At 62.6% G+C, this 17,412-nt stretch carries 19 protein-coding genes; 6 read left to right on the forward strand and 13 right to left on the reverse strand.

What is annotated here, in order from left to right; all coding sequences use genetic code 11:
* Nucleotides 1-72: 72 nt before the first annotated feature.
* Both AC1DXU_RS15210 and AC1DXU_RS15215 read left to right on the forward strand, forming a co-directional pair.
* The gene (locus AC1DXU_RS15210) at nt 73-1,017 is read left to right on the forward strand and encodes a carbohydrate kinase family protein (protein ID WP_477369680.1); all 945 of its coding nucleotides are present in this window, start codon (nt 73-75) and stop codon (nt 1,015-1,017) included.
* 70 nt (nt 1,018-1,087) lie between these two features.
* Nucleotides 1,088-2,005, forward strand: coding sequence for a pseudouridine-5'-phosphate glycosidase (locus AC1DXU_RS15215; protein ID WP_477369682.1), 918 nt, complete (start codon nt 1,088-1,090; stop codon nt 2,003-2,005).
* A 4-nt stretch (nt 2,006-2,009) separates the two neighbouring features.
* Here AC1DXU_RS15215 and AC1DXU_RS15220 read toward each other — a convergent pair whose 3' ends face one another.
* The gene (locus AC1DXU_RS15220; RefSeq protein WP_477369684.1) at nt 2,010-2,333 is read right to left on the reverse strand and encodes a TfoX/Sxy family protein; all 324 of its coding nucleotides are present in this window, start codon (nt 2,331-2,333) and stop codon (nt 2,010-2,012) included.
* Between the two features lie 91 nt (nt 2,334-2,424).
* On the opposite strand from AC1DXU_RS15220, the gene AC1DXU_RS15225 reads away from it, so the two are divergent.
* The gene (locus AC1DXU_RS15225; RefSeq protein WP_477369686.1) at nt 2,425-2,922 is read left to right on the forward strand and encodes a GFA family protein; all 498 of its coding nucleotides are present in this window, start codon (nt 2,425-2,427) and stop codon (nt 2,920-2,922) included.
* 189 nt (nt 2,923-3,111) lie between these two features.
* Here the strand turns inward: AC1DXU_RS15225 and sufA are convergent, their stop codons facing one another.
* From sufA to AC1DXU_RS15265, 8 genes are all read right to left on the reverse strand, one after another.
* The gene (gene sufA / locus AC1DXU_RS15230; RefSeq protein WP_477317435.1) at nt 3,112-3,492 is read right to left on the reverse strand and encodes a Fe-S cluster assembly scaffold SufA; all 381 of its coding nucleotides are present in this window, start codon (nt 3,490-3,492) and stop codon (nt 3,112-3,114) included.
* Between the two features lie 96 nt (nt 3,493-3,588).
* Nucleotides 3,589-4,020 (reverse strand): DMP19 family protein, encoded by a 432-nt coding sequence (locus AC1DXU_RS15235; protein ID WP_477369688.1) that lies wholly within the window; start codon nt 4,018-4,020, stop codon nt 3,589-3,591.
* Between the two features lie 64 nt (nt 4,021-4,084).
* The gene (locus AC1DXU_RS15240) at nt 4,085-4,477 is read right to left on the reverse strand and encodes an SUF system Fe-S cluster assembly protein (protein ID WP_477369690.1); all 393 of its coding nucleotides are present in this window, start codon (nt 4,475-4,477) and stop codon (nt 4,085-4,087) included.
* A gap of 5 nt (nt 4,478-4,482) precedes the next feature.
* Nucleotides 4,483-5,727 (reverse strand): cysteine desulfurase, encoded by a 1,245-nt coding sequence (locus tag AC1DXU_RS15245; RefSeq protein ID WP_477369692.1) that lies wholly within the window; start codon nt 5,725-5,727, stop codon nt 4,483-4,485.
* A gap of 4 nt (nt 5,728-5,731) precedes the next feature.
* Nucleotides 5,732-7,000, reverse strand: a complete 1,269-nt coding sequence (gene sufD, locus AC1DXU_RS15250; RefSeq protein ID WP_477369694.1) for a Fe-S cluster assembly protein SufD — start codon at nt 6,998-7,000, stop codon at nt 5,732-5,734.
* A gap of 19 nt (nt 7,001-7,019) precedes the next feature.
* Complete coding sequence (gene sufC, locus AC1DXU_RS15255; RefSeq protein ID WP_477369696.1) at nt 7,020-7,775, reverse strand: Fe-S cluster assembly ATPase SufC; 756 nt, start codon at nt 7,773-7,775, stop codon at nt 7,020-7,022.
* Between the two features lie 27 nt (nt 7,776-7,802).
* The gene (gene sufB / locus AC1DXU_RS15260; protein ID WP_477369698.1) at nt 7,803-9,320 is read right to left on the reverse strand and encodes a Fe-S cluster assembly protein SufB; all 1,518 of its coding nucleotides are present in this window, start codon (nt 9,318-9,320) and stop codon (nt 7,803-7,805) included.
* Between the two features lie 188 nt (nt 9,321-9,508).
* On the reverse strand, nt 9,509-10,672 hold the full coding sequence (locus AC1DXU_RS15265; RefSeq protein ID WP_477369700.1) for a cysteine desulfurase family protein: 1,164 nt from the start codon (nt 10,670-10,672) through the stop codon (nt 9,509-9,511).
* A gap of 241 nt (nt 10,673-10,913) precedes the next feature.
* Between AC1DXU_RS15265 and AC1DXU_RS15270 the strand changes: the two genes are divergently transcribed.
* Nucleotides 10,914-11,588, forward strand: coding sequence for an alpha/beta hydrolase (locus tag AC1DXU_RS15270; protein ID WP_013532163.1), 675 nt, complete (start codon nt 10,914-10,916; stop codon nt 11,586-11,588).
* A gap of 18 nt (nt 11,589-11,606) precedes the next feature.
* On the forward strand, nt 11,607-12,275 hold the full coding sequence (locus AC1DXU_RS15275; RefSeq protein ID WP_477369702.1) for an FMN-binding negative transcriptional regulator: 669 nt from the start codon (nt 11,607-11,609) through the stop codon (nt 12,273-12,275).
* 3 nt (nt 12,276-12,278) lie between these two features.
* On the opposite strand, the gene AC1DXU_RS15280 is transcribed toward AC1DXU_RS15275, so the two are convergent.
* From AC1DXU_RS15280 to AC1DXU_RS15295, 4 genes are read right to left on the reverse strand one after another with little or no spacing between them, the layout of a single operon-like run.
* Entirely contained in the window at nt 12,279-13,118 is an 840-nt protein-coding gene (locus AC1DXU_RS15280; protein ID WP_477317419.1) for a phosphatase PAP2 family protein, read from the reverse strand.
* A 22-nt stretch (nt 13,119-13,140) separates the two neighbouring features.
* Entirely contained in the window at nt 13,141-14,790 is a 1,650-nt protein-coding gene (locus tag AC1DXU_RS15285; RefSeq protein WP_477369704.1) for an ArnT family glycosyltransferase, read from the reverse strand.
* Between the two features lie 35 nt (nt 14,791-14,825).
* Nucleotides 14,826-15,161: a lipid-A-disaccharide synthase N-terminal domain-containing protein gene (locus AC1DXU_RS15290; protein ID WP_477317415.1), complete on the reverse strand. Its 336-nt coding sequence runs from the start codon at nt 15,159-15,161 to the stop codon at nt 14,826-14,828.
* Nucleotides 15,154-15,888: a glycosyltransferase family 2 protein gene (locus AC1DXU_RS15295; RefSeq protein ID WP_477369706.1), complete on the reverse strand. Its 735-nt coding sequence runs from the start codon at nt 15,886-15,888 to the stop codon at nt 15,154-15,156. The genes AC1DXU_RS15290 and AC1DXU_RS15295 overlap by 8 nt, the downstream gene beginning before the upstream one ends.
* Before the next feature lie 265 nt (nt 15,889-16,153).
* Here AC1DXU_RS15295 and tyrS point away from each other — a divergent pair, with 265 nt between their 5' ends.
* The gene (tyrS, locus tag AC1DXU_RS15300; protein WP_477369708.1) at nt 16,154-17,407 is read left to right on the forward strand and encodes a tyrosine--tRNA ligase; all 1,254 of its coding nucleotides are present in this window, start codon (nt 16,154-16,156) and stop codon (nt 17,405-17,407) included.
* Nucleotides 17,408-17,412 lie beyond the last annotated feature (5 nt).

Raw genomic sequence — 17,412 nt, forward strand, 5'->3', positions numbered from 1 at the left:
GGCTTGCCTGCGAAGCTCCGTCGCACAGCCTAGCGCTTGTGCGGCTGGAATAACAAAGGTCATATCGCCCGCATGGTGAAATCGGCAAAAATATTGGCCGTGGGCGGCGCCCATATCGACCGGCGCGGCCAGGTTTCCGGCCCTTATGTGCCGGCAGCGTCCAACCCGGGCACGATGCGCGAGGATGTCGGCGGCGGCGTCTTCAACGCGCTGCGCAGCATCGTGCGGCGCGGCGTCTCGGCTTCGCTGCTTTCGGTGCGCGGCGGCGATGCGGCCGCCGACACGGTGTCTTCGGCAATCGCCCAGGCCGGCATTGCCGATCTGTCGGCGGTGTTCCTCGACCGCACGACGCCGAGCTACACCGCCTTGCTCGACCGCGACGGCGAGCTGATCGTCGGCTTTGCCGACATGGCGCTGTACGACCTGGCGTTCCCCAAGCAGATCCGCCGCTCCAAGGTGCGCGAGGTAATCGGCTCAGCCGATGCGATCCTATGTGACGCCAATCTTCCGTCGACAGCACTTGAGCGACTGGTGGGGCTCGCTGACGGCAAGCCGGTGTTCGCCATCGCCATCTCGCCGGCCAAGGTGGTGCGGCTGACGCCGGTACTCGGCGGGCTGGCGCTGTTGTTTATGAATCGACGCGAGGCGATAGCGTTGGCCAGTGAAAGCGTCGACACTGAAGAGCAAGACCTCGTCGACGGCCTGAGGCGTGTCGGCCTCAAGAACGGCGTGGTGACGGCGGGCGATGGCCCGGTGCTGGGTTTTGACGAAAGCGGCCTTTTCACAATCGTGCCCCCTGCCCCGAGAAGAATCGCCGACGTCACCGGCGCCGGCGACGCGCTGGCCGGCGCTACGGTCGCCGCCCTGCTGCGCGGCCTGCCCTTGCGTGAAGCGCTACGCGAGGGCGTCGCGGCCGCGACGCTTGCCATCGAAAGCGCCGACGCAGTGCCTGCCTTCACGGCGGCGAGTTTTGCCGAAGCGCTGGCCCTTGTGCCGGATGCACAGGAAATGGCATGAGACCGGCGAATTGTTGTTGCTGGAGCGCGCAGTCCAGGTGGACGCGCGACGCTCCGGATCGGAGACCATCATGACCCCGGAAACCGCTCGCCCCTTCATCGACATCCATCCGCCGGTGGCGCAGGCGCTGGCCACTGGGCGCCCGGTGGTGGCACTGGAAAGCACCATCATCACCCACGGCATGCCCTACCCCGACAATGGCGCCATGGCGGCCAATGTCGAAAAAATCATTTTCGATGGCGGCGCGGTGCCGGCGACGATCGCCGTGGTTGGCGGCCGCATCAAGATCGGCCTCTCCGACGGCGAGCGCGAGTCTCTCGCCATGACCGGGGACGCCATGAAGCTGTCGCGCGCCGACCTCGGCTTCGCCGTGGCGCAAGGGCGCACCGGCGGCACCACGGTCGCCGCCACGATGATCGCGGCGCATATGGTCGGCATAAAAGTGTTCGCCACCGGCGGCATCGGCGGCGTGCACAAGGGCGCCGAAAAGAGCTTCGACATCTCCGCCGATCTCGATGAGCTGGCGCGCACGCCAGTCATCGTTGTCTCGGCCGGCGCCAAGGCGATCCTCGACATCGAAAAGACGCTGGAAGTGCTTGAGACGCGCGGCGTGCCGGTGGTCGGCCATGGCTCCGAGACGATGCCGGCCTTCTGGTCGCGGCATTCGCCGTTCCGCGCGCCGCTGACCTTGCATGGCGCAGACGAGATCGCGCATTTCTACAAGACTCGGGCCGCGCTGGGCTTGAGCGGCGGCATGCTGATCGCCAATCCGGTGCCGCAGGATGACGAAATCCCGGCCGACGAAATGGCCGGCTACATCGAGGCCGCGCAGAAGGCCGCCGAGGCTTTGAACGTAACCGGCAAGGCGGTGACGCCGTTCCTGCTGGGCAAAATCCTCGAGCTCACCGGCGGCAGGAGCCTGAAGACCAACATCGCGCTGGTCGAAAACAATGCGCGGCTGGCGGCCAAGATCGCGAAAGCCCTCTAGGCGATTACTTCCCCGCCCGTCGCCCGGCCTCATAAGCCCGCCGCGCCCAGACCGTCATCTCGTCGGGATCGTCGAAAGCGCTGTCGGGAATGCTCCAATAGGGCATGGAGACCAGCTTGCCGTGTCGCGAGCCGGTATAGGTCCATTGCTGGCAGCCGGCGGCCTCGAAGTCGGGCGCGCTTTGCTCGTCTGCCTTCAGTTTCAGCTCGCCGCGCACCACGATGGCGATGATGACGCCGTCGCAATAGATGCCCTTGCCGCCGAACAGTTTTCGGATGCTGACCGGGCCGAGGCTCTCGAAAAGTTCTTCTATGCGTTCATTGTCCATGCCGCGATCATGTCACCGGGATTTGGCCTTGTCATCGCCGCAACCAAAACCATGCTGACAGGTTGAACACGAAATTCGTCGGAGTTTTTTCATGCCGCTTCTGCTCAAAGGATCCTGCCGCTGCAACGCCGTGCGCTTCGAGGTGGAGAGCCACACGCCGGCCCCTTTCATGCTGTGCTACTGCTCTATCTGCCGCAAACAGCAAGGCGGCGGCGGCTTTGCCATCAATCTTGGCGCCGTCTACGAGACGCTGAAAATCGAGGGCAAGCGCAGTCTCGGAGTCTATCGGGCCGAGATCGAGGACGACGAGCATCCGCAGCGCGACGTCTCGTCAGGCGAGCGGAATTTCTGCAAAAAATGCGGATCGGCACTCTGGCTCTACGATCCGACCTGGCCGGAACTGGTCCATCCCTTTGCGTCGGCGATCGACAGCGACCTGCCCAAACCGCCTGAAAAAGTGCACATCATGCTGAAGTACAAGGCGACCTGGGTCGAGCCGGTGATTGGCAAGGGTGACAAGGTTTTCGACGTCTACCCCGAGGAATCGATTGCCGACTGGCACAGGCGAACCGGGATGTGGGTGAAGTAGGGTGCTTCTCCCCGTTCTACGGGGAGGTGAGGAGTGGTCCGCACAGCGGACGAAAAGCCAATTGCTTGGCTTTTCGAATGACGAACGCCGGCAGGCAGATGAGGGGCGGCACTAGCTTTGGAGAGGTAGGCGCTGCCCCTCATCCGGCCCTTCAGGCCACCTTCTCCCCGTAAACGGGGCGAAGGAAGATCAGGCCGACTCGCGTGCCTCGGCCAAAGCCTTCAGGTCGGCCGGCTTCAGTTCGACGGATTCGCCGCAGCCGCAGGCCGAGCTCTGGTTCGGGTTGTGGAAGGTGAAGCCGGTGCGCAGCGTCGTCTGCTCGAAATCCATCTGCGTACCGAACAGGAATAGTGCTGCCTCCGGCGCGACATAGACGTGGGCGCCATCGCGCTCGATATGGTCGTCCTTGGTGTTGGGCTCGGTCACCAGATCGACCGTATATTCCATGCCGGCACAGCCGCCCTTCTTGATGCCGAGCCGAATGCCATGCGCGTTGTCGCGGGTGGCAACGATCTCGCGCACCCGGTCGGCAGCCTTTTCGGTCATCGTGATGACAGCGAAGCGTCCCATTCTTTTTCCTCTTCCATTCCATGCAGGTTCAAGGCCTGCTGAATGATTCCTCACCTAAAATGGTGAAGATTGTTGGCCGGCGCAACCCCGGCCCTGTTACTGTACCGTTGCGAGCAACTGATTGGCCGCGCGCTCCAGAACCTCATGCATCGTCGTCGGATGACGCTCTTCAGCGGCATAGAACTGGTTGGTGGCCAGATCGAATGCGGTCTCTGGCAATTCATCCATCCTGTCCATTCTCTGCAGGCGGTCGCGTGGAAAGTTCGAGCCGAACACCGCCAACGCGCTTTCCGCCGCAGCCGCATGCTCGGACAGGCCGAGCCGCCGCATCGCGCCAATGGCTCGATCGATCGTTATTCCACACGAATTGTGGAAGTACTGATCAAAGGTGCCATTCAGCACATCACCAAGCAGAATATCAGCGCAAAGCACGTCGGCGACGCCTGACGGAATCTCGTCCAAAAAGGCATCAAATGCGGCCGGTTTGTTCAAGCTGTCGAGAAAGCCATCGCCGCCCCATTGCTGCATCAGCTTCATCGTCGAGGGCGGCACGAATTCGGGAAGGTCGATCTCCCAATCTTCCATTTGAGCCTCAATACCAGCCCACCGCGACCTGCGCCTCTTCCGACATGCGGTCGGGGGACCAGGGCGGGTCGAAGGTCATGTTGACCTCGACGCCGGAAACGCCTTCGACGGCGCCGACGGCATTTTCCACCCAGCCGGGCATTTCGCCGGCCACCGGGCAGCCGGGTGCGGTCAGCGTCATGTCGATCTTGACGGCGCGGTTGTCCTCGATGTCGATCTTGTAGATCAGGCCGAGCTCGTAGATATCGGCCGGGATTTCCGGGTCATAGACCGTCTTCAGCGCCGAGACGATGTCGTCGGTCAGCCGCGCCAGCTCGTCGGCGGGAATGGCCGAGGCGGAAACCAGCGGGTTGATCGCCGTTTCCGGCACAGTCTCTGTGGTGTGGCTAGCGTCATCCATGATCGTCACCCGAAAAACTTTCGCGCCTTTTCGAGCGCTTCGGCCAAAGCATCGACTTCAGCCCTGGTATTATACATGCCGAACGATGCCCTGCATGTGGAGGTTACGCCGAAGCGTTTCAACAGCGGCTGGGCGCAATGGGTGCCGGCACGCACCGCAACACCCTGCCGATCGATCACCATCGACACGTCATGGGCGTGAATGCCCTGAAGCTCGAAAGAGATGATGGCGCCTTTGCCCGGCGCGTCGCCAAAGATGCGCAGCGAGTTGATGGCGCGCAGCCGCTCATGCGCATAGTCCTTCAGATCGGCCTCGTGGGCGGCGATGCGCTCGCGGCCGATCTTTTCCATATAGTCGAGTGCAGCGCCCAGCCCGATCGCCTGCACGATCGGCGGCGTGCCGGCTTCAAAACGGTGCGGCGGCTCGTTGTAGGTGACGATATCTTCCGTCACCTCCTCGATCATCTCGCCGCCGCCCATGAAGGGCCGCATGCCGGCGAGACTATCCTTCTTGCCGTAGAGCACGCCGATGCCCGAGGGGCCGTAAACCTTGTGGCCGGTGAAGACGAAGAAATCGCAGTCGAGATCCTGCACGTCGATCGGCATATGCACGGCGCTCTGGCTGCCGTCGACGAGTACGGGAATTCCACGCGCATGCGCGATGCGAACGATCTCCTTGATCGGCGTCACCGTGCCCAGCGCATTCGACATCTGGGTGATGGCGACCAGCTTGGTGCGGTCGGTCAGGCGCTTCTCGAATTCCTCGATGTGGAAGACGCCGAGATCATCGACCGGCACCCAGACCAGCTTGGCGCCCTGGCGTTCGCGGATGAAATGCCACGGCACGATGTTGGAATGGTGCTCCATGATCGACAGCACGATCTCGTCGCCCGCGCCGATGTTGGGCATGCCATAACCGTAAGCAACGGTGTTGATGGCCGCGGTCGTGTTCGAGGTGAAGACGATGTTGTCGGTGCTCGGCGCGTTGAGGAAACGGCGCACCGTCTCACGTGCCTTCTCATAGGCGTCGGTTGCGGCATTGGAGAGGAAATGCAGGCCGCGATGGACGTTGGCATATTCCTGGGAATAGGCGTGCTGAATGGCGTCGAGCACCGCTTGCGGCTTCTGCGCCGAGGCTCCATTGTCGAGATAGACCAGCGGCTTGCCGTAGACTTCCCGCGACAGGATCGGAAAGTCGCGGCGGATCGCCTCGACGTCGTAGAAATCTCCAATCTTGCCCGGTGCGTTCATCGCTTCACCCGTGTGCCAGGAACCAGTCGCCGAGCCGTGCCTCCAGCGCGTCGACAATGGTCTCGTCCTTCAGTTCCTCGATCACCTCGGCGACGAACGCCTTGACCAACAGTCCACGGGCCGACTTCTCGTCGACGCCGCGCGCCATCAGATAGAACAGATGGTTGTGGTCGATCTCGGTGACCGTCGCGCCATGACCGCAGACGACGTCGTCGGCGAAGATTTCGAGTTCCGGCTTGGTCGAGAACTCGCCATCATCCGACAGAAGCAGCGTGTTGCAGGCCATCTTGGCGTTGGTCTTCTGCGCGTATTGGTGGACGTTGATGCGGCCCTGGAACACGCCGCGCGCCTTGCCGGTCACCACATTGCGGATCACTTCCGTCGAGGTGGTGTGCGGCACGGCGTGGTCGAGCACCATGGTCACGTCGGTATGCGTGTCGCCGGCCAGAAGATTGATGCCACGCAAGGTGAAGTCGGCGCCTTCGCCTGTCGTCTTGACCACGATCTCCTGGCGCACCAGCTTGCCGCCGGCATTCATGAAAAACACTGTCAGCTTCGAATTCTTGCCGAGATGCGCCTTGAACTGGGCCAGATGCGTGGCCGTTTCCGGCTGCTCCTGGACGATCAGCCAGGTGACGTCGGCGCCCTCGCCCAGCACAAGCTGACTGACCGAGCTCACCAATGCCGCACCATCGCCGGTCTGGCGCTCGACGACGCTTGCCTTGGCCCCAGCGCCGACGCGGACGGCCAGGCGCACATGGGTCTGGCCGCCGGCCTGCAGATTCTGCAGTTCGATCGGCTTGTCGAGCTGGGCACCGTCGGCGATGTCAACAAAATAGCCGTCAGCGACAAAGGCGGTGTTCAGCGCGCCGATGGCGTCATCGCTGCCATAGGGATCGAGCCCGGGTGCGACGCTGCCGTCGGTCAGTTTTTCCGACAGGCGCTGCACGGTGACGCCGTCGACGACAGGCAGCTTGGTGCCCGAGACGCCATTGAGGATCGCCAATACGGCAGAACCGTCGACGATCGGCGCAATGGCCTTGGCGCTGGCCGCGGGATCGAAAGCCGGCACCGACGTCAGCAGGCGGCGCAAATCCGTGTAGTGCCAGGATTCCACGCGCCGCGTCGGCAGGCCATGCTTGATCGCCTCGATGGCGTCATCGCGCTTCAGCATCACCGCGCCGTCGCCGGGCAGCAGCGACAGCCGCTCGCCGAAGGCGTCGATCAGCGCCGTTTCGGCCTGCGTGCGCTGGGGTGTCGAATGCATGTTCATCAGCTTCGCCTCTGGCATCTCACGCGGCTTCGCCGATCACACCGGCGTAGCCATTGGCTTCGAGGTCGAGCGCCAGCGATTTGTCTCCCGACTTGATGACCTGCCCCTTGTAAAGGACGTGCACGCTGTCCGGCACAATGTGTTCGAGCAGGCGCTGGTAGTGGGTGATGACGACGATGGCGCGGTCCGGCGAGCGCAACGCATTAACGCCGTCCGAGACGATCTTCAGCGCATCGATGTCGAGGCCGGAATCGGTCTCGTCGAGCACGCAGAGCTTTGGCTCCAGCAGCTTCATCTGCAGGATCTCGGCGCGCTTCTTCTCGCCGCCGGAGAAGCCGACATTGAGCGGCCGCTTCAGCATCGCCATGTCCATGCTGAGCGAAGCCGCCGCTTCCTTCACGCGCTTCAAGAATTCCGGGATCTTCAGCGGGTCCTCGCCGCGCGCCTTGCGCTGCTCGTTCATCGCCACTTTGAGGAATTCCATGGTCGCCACGCCCGGTATCTCCATCGGGTACTGGAAGGCGAGGAAGATGCCGGCGGTGGCGCGTTCGGCCGGATCCATTTCGAGGATCGAATGGCCGTTGTAGAGGATATCGCCTTCGGTGACCTCATAGTCCTCGCGGCCGGCGAGGATGTAGGACAGCGTCGATTTTCCCGAACCGTTCGGGCCCATGATGGCGGCGACCTCGCCAGCTTTCACCGTCAGGTTCAGGCCGCGAATGATTTCCGTGCCGTCATCGACGATGCGGGCATGCAGGTTCTTGATCTCAAGCATTCTTTTCTTTCCTGAATATCTTTCCGGTCAGCCGACCGAGCCCTCGAGGCTAATACCGATCAGCTTCTGCGCCTCGACAGCGAACTCCATCGGCAGCTGCTGGATGACATCCTTGACGAAGCCGTTGACGATCAGCGCGATCGCCTCTTCTTCCGGAATGCCGCGCTGCATGACATAGAATTTCTGGTCCTCGGAAATCTTCGACGTCGTCGCCTCATGCTCGAACTGCGCGGTCGAGTTCTTGGCTTCCATGTAGGGCACTGTGTGCGCGCCACACTGGTCGCCGATCAGCAGACTGTCGCAATTGGTGAAGTTGCGGGCGTTGGTCGCCTTGCGGTGCGCCGAGACCTGGCCGCGATAGGTGTTCTGCGAGAAGCCGGCGGCGATGCCCTTGGAGATGATGCGGCTCGACGTGTTCTTGCCGAGATGGATCATCTTGGTGCCCGAGTCGACCTGCTGGTAGCCGTTCGACACGGCAATCGAATAGAACTCGCCGGAGGAATCGTCGCCGCGCAGGATGCAGCTCGGATACTTCCAGGTGATGGCAGAGCCGGTCTCGACCTGCGTCCACGAAATCTTCGAACGGTCGCCACGGCAGTCGCCGCGCTTGGTGACGAAATTGTAGATGCCGCCCTTGCCGTCGGCGTCGCCGGGGTACCAGTTCTGCACCGTCGAATACTTAATCTCGGCATCGTCGAGCGCCACCAGTTCGACGACCGCGGCGTGCAGCTGGTTCTCGTCGCGCTGCGGCGCCGTGCAGCCTTCGAGATAGGAGACGTATGCCCCCTCCTCGGCGATGATCAGCGTGCGCTCGAACTGGCCGGTGTTCTTCTCGTTCATGCGGAAATAGGTCGACAGTTCCATCGGGCAACGCACGCCCTTGGGCACGAAGACGAAGGAGCCGTCAGTGAACACGGCGGAGTTCAGCGTGGCATAGTAATTGTCGGAGGTCGGCACAACCGAGCCGAGATATTTCTTCACCAGCTCCGGGTGTTCGCGGATGGCTTCCGAGATCGAGCAGAAGATAACGCCGGCCTGCGCCAATTCCTTCTTGAAGGTGGTGACGACGGAGACGGAATCGAACACCGCGTCGACGGCGACGCGGCCCGACTTGTAGACATTGTCGCTAGCCTCTTCGAATTCCGACACGTCGGTCTTCTGCACGCCAGCGAGGATTTCCTGTTCCCGCAGCGGAATGCCGAGTTTCTCATAGACCTTCAGCAGTTCGGGATCGACGTCGCTGAGCGAGGTCGGGCCGGGCGTGCTTTTGGGCGCCGCATAGAAATAGATGTCCTGGAAATCGATCTTCGGATAGTGGACGCGCGCCCAGGTCGGCTCATCCAGCGTCAGCCAGCGGCGATAGGCTTCCAGACGCCATTCCAGCATCCAGGACGGCTCGTCCTTCTTGGCCGAAATGAAACGAATGATGTCTTCGCTCAGGCCCTTGGGGGCCTTGTCCATCGCGATTTCGGTCTGGAATCCGTATTTATACTGGTCGACGTCGATCTTTCGAACCCGATCGATCGTGTCCTGCACAGCAGGCATAAGCGTTCTCCATCCACGCCGGGGTCAAGGCCCGACAGTTTTCAAACTATGGCACCGGCAACGAGCACCCATTGGGGCTCCGAGGCGGCGTAAGTTCCATATAGTGCGTTTCGACCGGAAATTCACCCGGCCACCCTGAAACGCACGGCTCTACCAGGCCGAAAGGCCTGAATTCGTTTTTGCCACGCTCAGGCGGCTTCTTCCCGGTTCGCCCGGCGCGCGGCGATCGCTGCCAGCGCGGTGCGAAACATCTCAATGTCGTCGGCGCTGGTTGCGTGGCCGATGGACACGCGCAAAGCGCCAAGGCTGTCGCCGTAGCCCATCGCCTTCAGCACATGGCTCGGCCCAACCTTGCCCGACGAACAGGCCGATCCCGCCGACAGCGCCACGCCGGCCAGATCGAAGGCGATCTGCGCCGTTTCAGCCTTGATGCCCGCAATAGCGAAGAATGTCGTATTGGCAAGCCTCGGCGCGCCGGTTCCGAAGATTTCCGCATCCGGCACCAGCATTTTCAGGATGGTCTCGACCTCGTCGCGGCGGCGGCCGACCGCATCGATGCTCTGCAATCCGGCAAGCGCCTCACGCGCCGCCGCGCCAAAACCGACGATGCCGGCGAGGTTTTCAGTGCCGCCGCGATGGCCCTTTTCCTGGCCGCCGCCATTGATCAGCGGCTTTGGCATCATCAGATCCGCGTCGGCGACGATGGCGCCGACGCCCTTGGGACCGCCGATCTTGTGCGAAGAGACAATCAGGTAATCGGCGTAACCCGCTGACATATCGAGCGGAATGCGGCCCGCCGCCTGCACCGCGTCGACGATCAGGATGCCGCCCGCCGCCTTGACGATTTCAGCGATCCGCCCGACCGGCTGGATGACGCCGGTCTCGTTGTTGGCGGCATGGATCGCCACCAGCGGCAGACCGTCGGCCTTGTCATGCGCCGAGAGAGCCGCGGCCAAAGCGTCGAGATCAGCGATGCCGTTGGCATCGACGCCGATCCGCGTCACCCCGGTTGCCGGGAAGCGCCCGCCATTCAGCAGGCAAGGATGGTCGGCCGCGCAGACATAGAGATGGCTCATGCGGATAGCGCCACGTCCCATCTGCCAGTCCGGCGTCAGCAGCGTCGAGGCGGCTTCCGTCGCCCCGGAGGTGAACACGACATGCTCGGGTTTGGCACCGACCAACGCCGCGACCTCGCGCCTGGCATTCTCGATCAGGCGGCGCGCCGCGCGGCCCTCGGCATGGACCGATGACGGGTTGGCGGCAATGTCTAGCGCCGCGACCATAGCCTCGCGTGCCGCGGCAAGCAGCGGCGCACTGGCATTGTAGTCGAGATAGGCGCGTGTTGCGGCCATTTTCGTTCAATCGGTCCCGTCAAAAGCCATTCAGCGAGGATAGCGCGTTATTTCCTTGAAATTGCAAGGCAAGCCGTCCTATTTACGCGGCTTGCGGCGCGGGCGGCCGAGCCACTACGTTTTGGCCACCCAGTTTTGAACAATTCTAAACTAGCTTCTAAGAAGACGCTCGCCCTGCGTCAAGGCCAGAGGAAAGAGTTGTTCCGGGCGCCGCGCATTCGTATGCCAAGTGGAGTATATTATGCCTGAGGTCATTTTCACCGGTCCGGCCGGTCGCCTGGAGGGTCGCTACCAGCCTTCCAAGGAAAAGAGCGCGCCGATTGCCATCGTCCTGCATCCGCACCCCCAGTTCGGCGGCACGATGAACAACAAGATCGTCTACGACCTCTTCTACATGTTCCAGAAGCGGGATTTCACCACGCTTCGCTTCAATTTCCGCGGCATCGGCCGCAGCCAGGGCGAATTCGACCACGGCACCGGCGAGCTGTCGGATGCGGCCGCCGCACTCGATTGGGTGCAGTCGCTGCATCCGGATTCCAAAAGCTGCTGGGTCGCCGGTTACTCGTTCGGTTCGTGGATCGGCATGCAGCTTCTGATGCGTCGGCCGGAGATCGAAGGCTTCATCTCGATCGCGCCGCAGCCCAACACCTATGACTTTTCGTTCCTGGCGCCCTGCCCGTCGTCCGGCCTTATCATCCATGGCGATGCCGATAAGGTGGCGCCGCCAAAAGACGTTCAGGGCCTCGTCGACAAGCTGCACACGCAAAAGGGCATCACCATCACCCAGAAGACCTTGCCCGGCGCTAACCATTTCTTCTCCAATGATGCCGACCTGCTGCTGGAAGAATGTGCGGATTATCTCGACCGCCGGCTCGCCGGCGAGTTGTCCGATCCGCGGCCGAAGCGTTTGAGATAGAAGGTTCAACGGACGGCGATGTACCAACCTCCTCATTTCGTGGAAACGCGGCCGGAAGTCCTGCACGGACTGATCCGGGCGCATCCGCTGGGGCTGTTGATTTCCAACGGGGCCGAGGGGCCGGTCGCCAACGCCATTCCGTTCCTGCTCGATGCCCCCTCTGGGCTTAATGAAGACCTGCCGCCGAACGGCCGGCTGCGCGCGCATCTGGCGAGGGCCAATCCACAATGGCGCCTGCTGGCCGACAATCCGGCATCGCCGGTGCTGGTCGTGTTCCAGGGCAGCGACGCCTATGTGACGCCGTCCTGGTACGAGACCAAGCGCGAGACCGGCAAGGTGGTGCCGACCTGGAATTATGCGATCGTCCAGGTGCGCGGCACCGTCAAGGTGATCGACGACCAGGCCTGGCTGGCGCAGCAGATTGCCGAGCTGACGGCGTCGCAGGAAGGTAGGCGCGACGCGCCCTGGGCGGTGACCGATGCGCCGGCGCCCTTCATCCAGTCGCAGATCAAGGGCATCATCGGACTGGAAATCGAAATCAGCGAGATCCACGGCAAGTGGAAGGTCAGCCAGAACCGACCGGTCGCCGACCGCGCCGGCGTCGCCGAGGGGCTCGAAAGCGAAGACCCCCATTCGCCCGACATGGCGAAACTCGTGAGATCCTACGGCGGATTGGACGGCAACTAGCCTCTAGCTGTTGGCCCGCTTTGCCTGGCCAAACCGTGTCAGTCTGAATGTGTCCTTGCGGACCGGCAATCCCGACGGCATCACGCGGAAGACGAACCCCAGCCGGGCAAAAACCAGTGCCGAGCCAAGCGCAAAGGCGCAGCCGAGACCGAAGCCGGCGACGGTGTCGCTCGGATAGTGCGCGCCGACGAAAACCCTGGTCGACGCGATGCATGCGGTGATCGCCAGTGCGATGTACCAGCGTTTCGGAAACAACAGCAGCGCGATCCCGAACACGGCGCCCATCGTCGTGGCATGGCCCGACGGGAAGCCTGCGAAACGCGCATCAAAGGCAAAGGGATGCAGCGACAGCACCCCGAAATCGTGGAAATACATCGGCCGGGCCCGGCCGATCGCATATTTCAGCGCATTGACGGTCAGGCCGGACAGGCCGACCGCGCTCAGCACCAGAAAGGCCAGGCAGGTCCAGTTATAGGCAAGCATCAGCCATTGCCGGGAAAGGCTTCGCCAATCGGTCAGGTTGGCGGCGACGAGCAAAAGCGCAGCGGGAATGAGATACCAGCCACCGAGGCCGAACTGGGTGAAGAAGTCTGCGACCTGAACGAAGCCGGGTGACCACTGGTCCCGCAGCACGCCTGCTGGCGTGTCGAGGCGAACAAAGGCCGCAGCCGTCAGAAAGATCCAGACCAGGAGCCAGACCGACCAGAGGATGTTCGGATACCTGGCCGGACGAACGGCAAAGCGCCTTCTGGCGATCTGCAAGGTATCGCGAAAATTGCCAAGGGATCGTCCGGGCACCGCAAGCAGTGCGGCGGACACGGAAGAGCGCGATTTCACCAGCATTGGGAATTCGACCCTGCAGCCGTCATTGGACCACACGATAGAGGCCGAGCGACAGTTTGTCTCCCGACGAAAAGTTGAGGCCGTCGATCAGGGCGACGCGGTTCGCCGATTTGCCTTGCCCCGCCAGCAATCCGTTCAGCTTCTGCTCGTCGCCGATCGGCGCCAGCGCCAGCGCGCAGGCAGGATCGGCAAGCAGATGTTTGGCGACGCCGTCGACGTCGGTCAGCACAGTCTTCGTGCCCACCAGGAACACCAGGCTCGGCTCGTGATACTCCGCCGCGGCGAGCACCGTCGTGTCGCAGGGACGGTTGGCGCGAACCGCCGCTTCGATCGCCGGGCTCAGCCAGATCGGTTTCAGCGAAGGCGCGATGACGCCAAACAACAGTCCATAGGTGATGCCGGCGCAAGCCGCTGTCACACCGATGCGGCTGAGCGGCACCTGCAATTGCCGCGAAAAGCCGAAGTAGCCGGCAGCAAGTGCCGCCGCGGCAGCCGGAATGCTCCACCATGAGAAGGTTTGTGTGAGATAGATCGGCGCACCGACGCAGACCGCCGCCAAACCGAGGCTGACCACGGCAAGGCCGAAGGCGGTCGACCACCACAGCCAATTCTGCCAGCGTTTGAGCGGGGCGTTCGCGTCCTGCGGCTGCAAGGTCAGAAGCCAGCCGATCAGCAGCGCCATACCGGGATAGGCCGGCATGACGTAGTGCGGCAGTTTTGTCGGGATCAGCTCGAACACCAGCCAGAACGGAATGTACCAGGCGAGGCAGAAGCGCAGGCGCGGGTCGTCGCGCAGGCGATTGAGCGCCTGCAGCCCGGCGCCGACCGCGATCAGGCCGAAGGGCCACATGAACAGCGAATAGGTCAGCATGTAGAAGCCGGGCGGCAGCCCATGCGATTCCTCGCCCGATGCGACCTTGCCGATCATGTCCTTGCCGACCGCCTGCTGCAGGAAAGCGCCATTGCTTTTCCAGGTGATGAGCGCGATCCAGGGCAGCACGATGAGAACCACCAGAGCCAGACCTCGCGCGGCCTTCAGCTTTGACAGCCAGCGCCAGTCGCGCTCGAAGGCGACGAGTGTGACGATGGTCAGTGCCGACAACAGTGGCGCGATCGGCCCCTTGATCAGGATCGCCGCACCTTGGGCCATCCAGAAAATCCACGGCAAATGGTCGCCGACGGCTTCGTTGCGGCGCGAGCCCAAATAAATCTGCGCCAGCGCGCCTTGCGCCAGAACGCAGCAGGCCAGCAGCATGGCGTCGGTCTTGGCGTCACGGCCCTCGAAGGCCGTGGCGAAAATCGCCGCCATCATCAGCCCGGCGGCGATGCCGGCATTGGCTCCGAAAAGATTGGCACCGGTCCAGGCGATGCCGACAACGGCGATGGCAATGCCCAGTGCCGAGACCAGGCGATACACCCAGATCGGTGCGGCCGCCCCCTCGCCGCTCAGTGCGACGGCCGCCGATTGCAGCCAGTAGATGCCGATCGGCTTCTGGTAGCGCGAGGCGTCCTGGAAGCGGATGTCGACATAGTCGCCGGTCTCGACCATCTGCTTGGTGGCCTGGACGAAACGCGGCTCGTCGCGATCGATCGGCGGCATCGACACCAGCCCCGAAAGAGACATCACCAGGCTGAACAGGAAGAGAAGGATATAATTCCTGTTCAACGCCATATCTCAGCCTCTCCGGTCATTGCTCTTGATGTGACTCAATCGACCTTGGTCATTGCTGCCGCCTTGCGCTCATTGGCGATCAGCCAGAGATTTCTGACATAGATCAGCATGCCCATGGCCTGGCCGGCGATGAACACCGGATCCTGGCGCACGATGGCGTAGATCAACAGCAGGCCGCCGCCGAACAGCGAAAAGAACCAGAAGGCGACCGGGACGACGCTGCGCTTTGCCTTTTCCGAGGCGAGCCACTGCACGACGAAGCGCATGGTGAAGAAGAACTGGGCGACGAAGCCAAGCAGAATCCAGGCATCGAACTGTTTGATGAAAACCTGGTGGAGCCAGGTCGCCAGTTCCTGAAGCACGTTAGCCATGCCTGATTTCCTCTGTTTTTGGCATTCTGCGGCGCCGGCGGCGCAGCCACCAGACACCGCCGAGATCGAGCGCGCCTTGCAGGCCGCGATCGAAAATCCCGTAATTCGACTTGCCGTGGCGGCGAGAGCGGTCGACGACGTCGCAGTGAACGACGCGATACCCTTCCTGGATGACCAGCGCCGGAACAAACCGATGGGTGCCGTCGAAGAACGGCAATTTCCTGAGAATGTCGGTGTGGATGGCCTTCAGGCCGCAACCGGTGTCGCGGGTCTCGTCGTGCAGGATGGCGCCTCGCAGCCAGTTGGCGAAACGCGATGCCAGCTGCTTGATCTTGCTGTCGCGGCGCTTCAGCCGCTGGCCTTGCGCCGCACCAAAATCGGGGCCGGCCTGCCGCAAGGCATCGATCAGCACCGGAATGTACTTTGGATCGTTCTGGCCATCGCCGTCTATGGTGGCGACGATGGCGCCGCGCGCCGCCCAGGCGCCCGAACGCACGGAAAGGCTCTGGCCTGCGGATTTCGCGTGCCGCAGCTCGCGCAGCGGAAACGGGCGTTTCGCCGCCTCGGCGGCAAGTACGGCAGCGGTATCGTCGGTCGAGCCGTCATTGACGATGATGATTTCGAAATCGCGCCCGGTCATGGCGGCTTCGATCTCGTCGATCAGCAGCGGCAGGTTCGCCGCTTCGTTGCGACATGGAATGACGATGGATATCAATGCGTCCGGCATATGTCGCGTCGGGCTCTGTCACAGGATATGGCATTTGAGGGATGCCGTGCGGTGCCGTTCCAGCGGATCGAAGGCTGCAAGAACCCGTTGGCGCGGCGCCTCATTACGCCAGCCGAAACGATGAAGCAAGCTCGCGCGGCAGTGGTCGCGGTCGCCACCGGCATCGGAAAACCGGAAACCACTTTTGCTAAACGCGCGCGGATGCTAAACGCCCGCGTTCATATCAAGCCTGGCCGTTCAAGCCGGGCGCTTTCAGGAAGAAAAAATGTCCGCCTTCAAATCCGATTTCCTGCGCACGATGAGCGAGCGCGGTTTCATCCATCAGACGTCGGATGATGCCGGCCTCGACCAGCTTTTCGCCAAGGAGACGGTGAGCGCCTATATCGGCTTCGACGCAACCGCCAAGAGCCTGCACGCCGGGTCGCTGATCCAGATCATGATGCTGCACTGGTTGCAGCAGACCGGCCATCGGCCGATCGCCCTGATGGGCGGCGGCACCTCGATGATCGGCGATCCGTCCTTCAAGGACGAGGCGCGCAAGCTTTTGACGCCCGAGGATATCGAGGACAATCTGGCGGGCATCCGCCGCAATTTCATGCCTTACCTCAAATTCGGCAGCGGCCCGAACGACGCCATCATGGTCAACAATGCCGACTGGCTGATGGAGATCAACTACGTCAACTTCCTGCGCGATGTCGGCCGGCATTTTTCGGTCAACCGCATGCTCGCCTTCGATTCGGTCAAGCTCAGGCTCGACCGCGAGCAGTCGCTGTCGTTCCTCGAATTCAACTACATGATCCTGCAAGCCTACGATTTCGTCGAGCTCTACAAGCGTCAGGGCTGCCGGCTGCAGATGGGCGGCTCCGACCAATGGGGCAACATCGTCAACGGCATCGATCTTGGCCATCGCATGGAAAATGCGCAGCTCTATGCGCTGACCACGCCGCTGCTCACCACCTCGTCGGGCGCCAAGATGGGCAAGTCGGCGTCGGGCGCGGTGTGGCTTGATGCCGAGATGCTGAGCCCCTACGAATTCTGGCAGTACTGGCGCAACACCGAGGACGCCGATGTCGGCCGCTTCCTGAAACTCTACACGACGCTGGCCCTGGACGAGGTCGCGCGCCTGGCAGCGTTGGGCGGTTCCGAGATCAACGACGCCAAGAAGGTGCTCGCCACCGAGATCACCGCCATGCTGCACGGCCGCGAGACGGCGGAGCAGGCCAGCGAAACGGCGCGCAAGACCTTCGAGGAAGGCGTGACTGCCGAAACGCTGCCAACCGTCGAGGTGGGCAAGGCAGCACTTGAAGCCGGCATCGGCATCCTGTCGCTGTTTGTCACCGCAGGGCTCGCAGGCTCCAACGGCGAGGCACGGCGGCACATACAGGGCGGCGCGGTGCGCCTGAACGACCAGCCGGTGTCCGACGATCGCCGAGTGGTAACACTTCAGGATCTGAGTCCGGAAAACGTCGTAAAGCTGTCGCTCGGCAAGAAAAAACACGTTCTGGTGCGGCCGGTCTAGTCGGG

This window comes from Mesorhizobium sp. P3_A10, assembly GCF_056403175.1.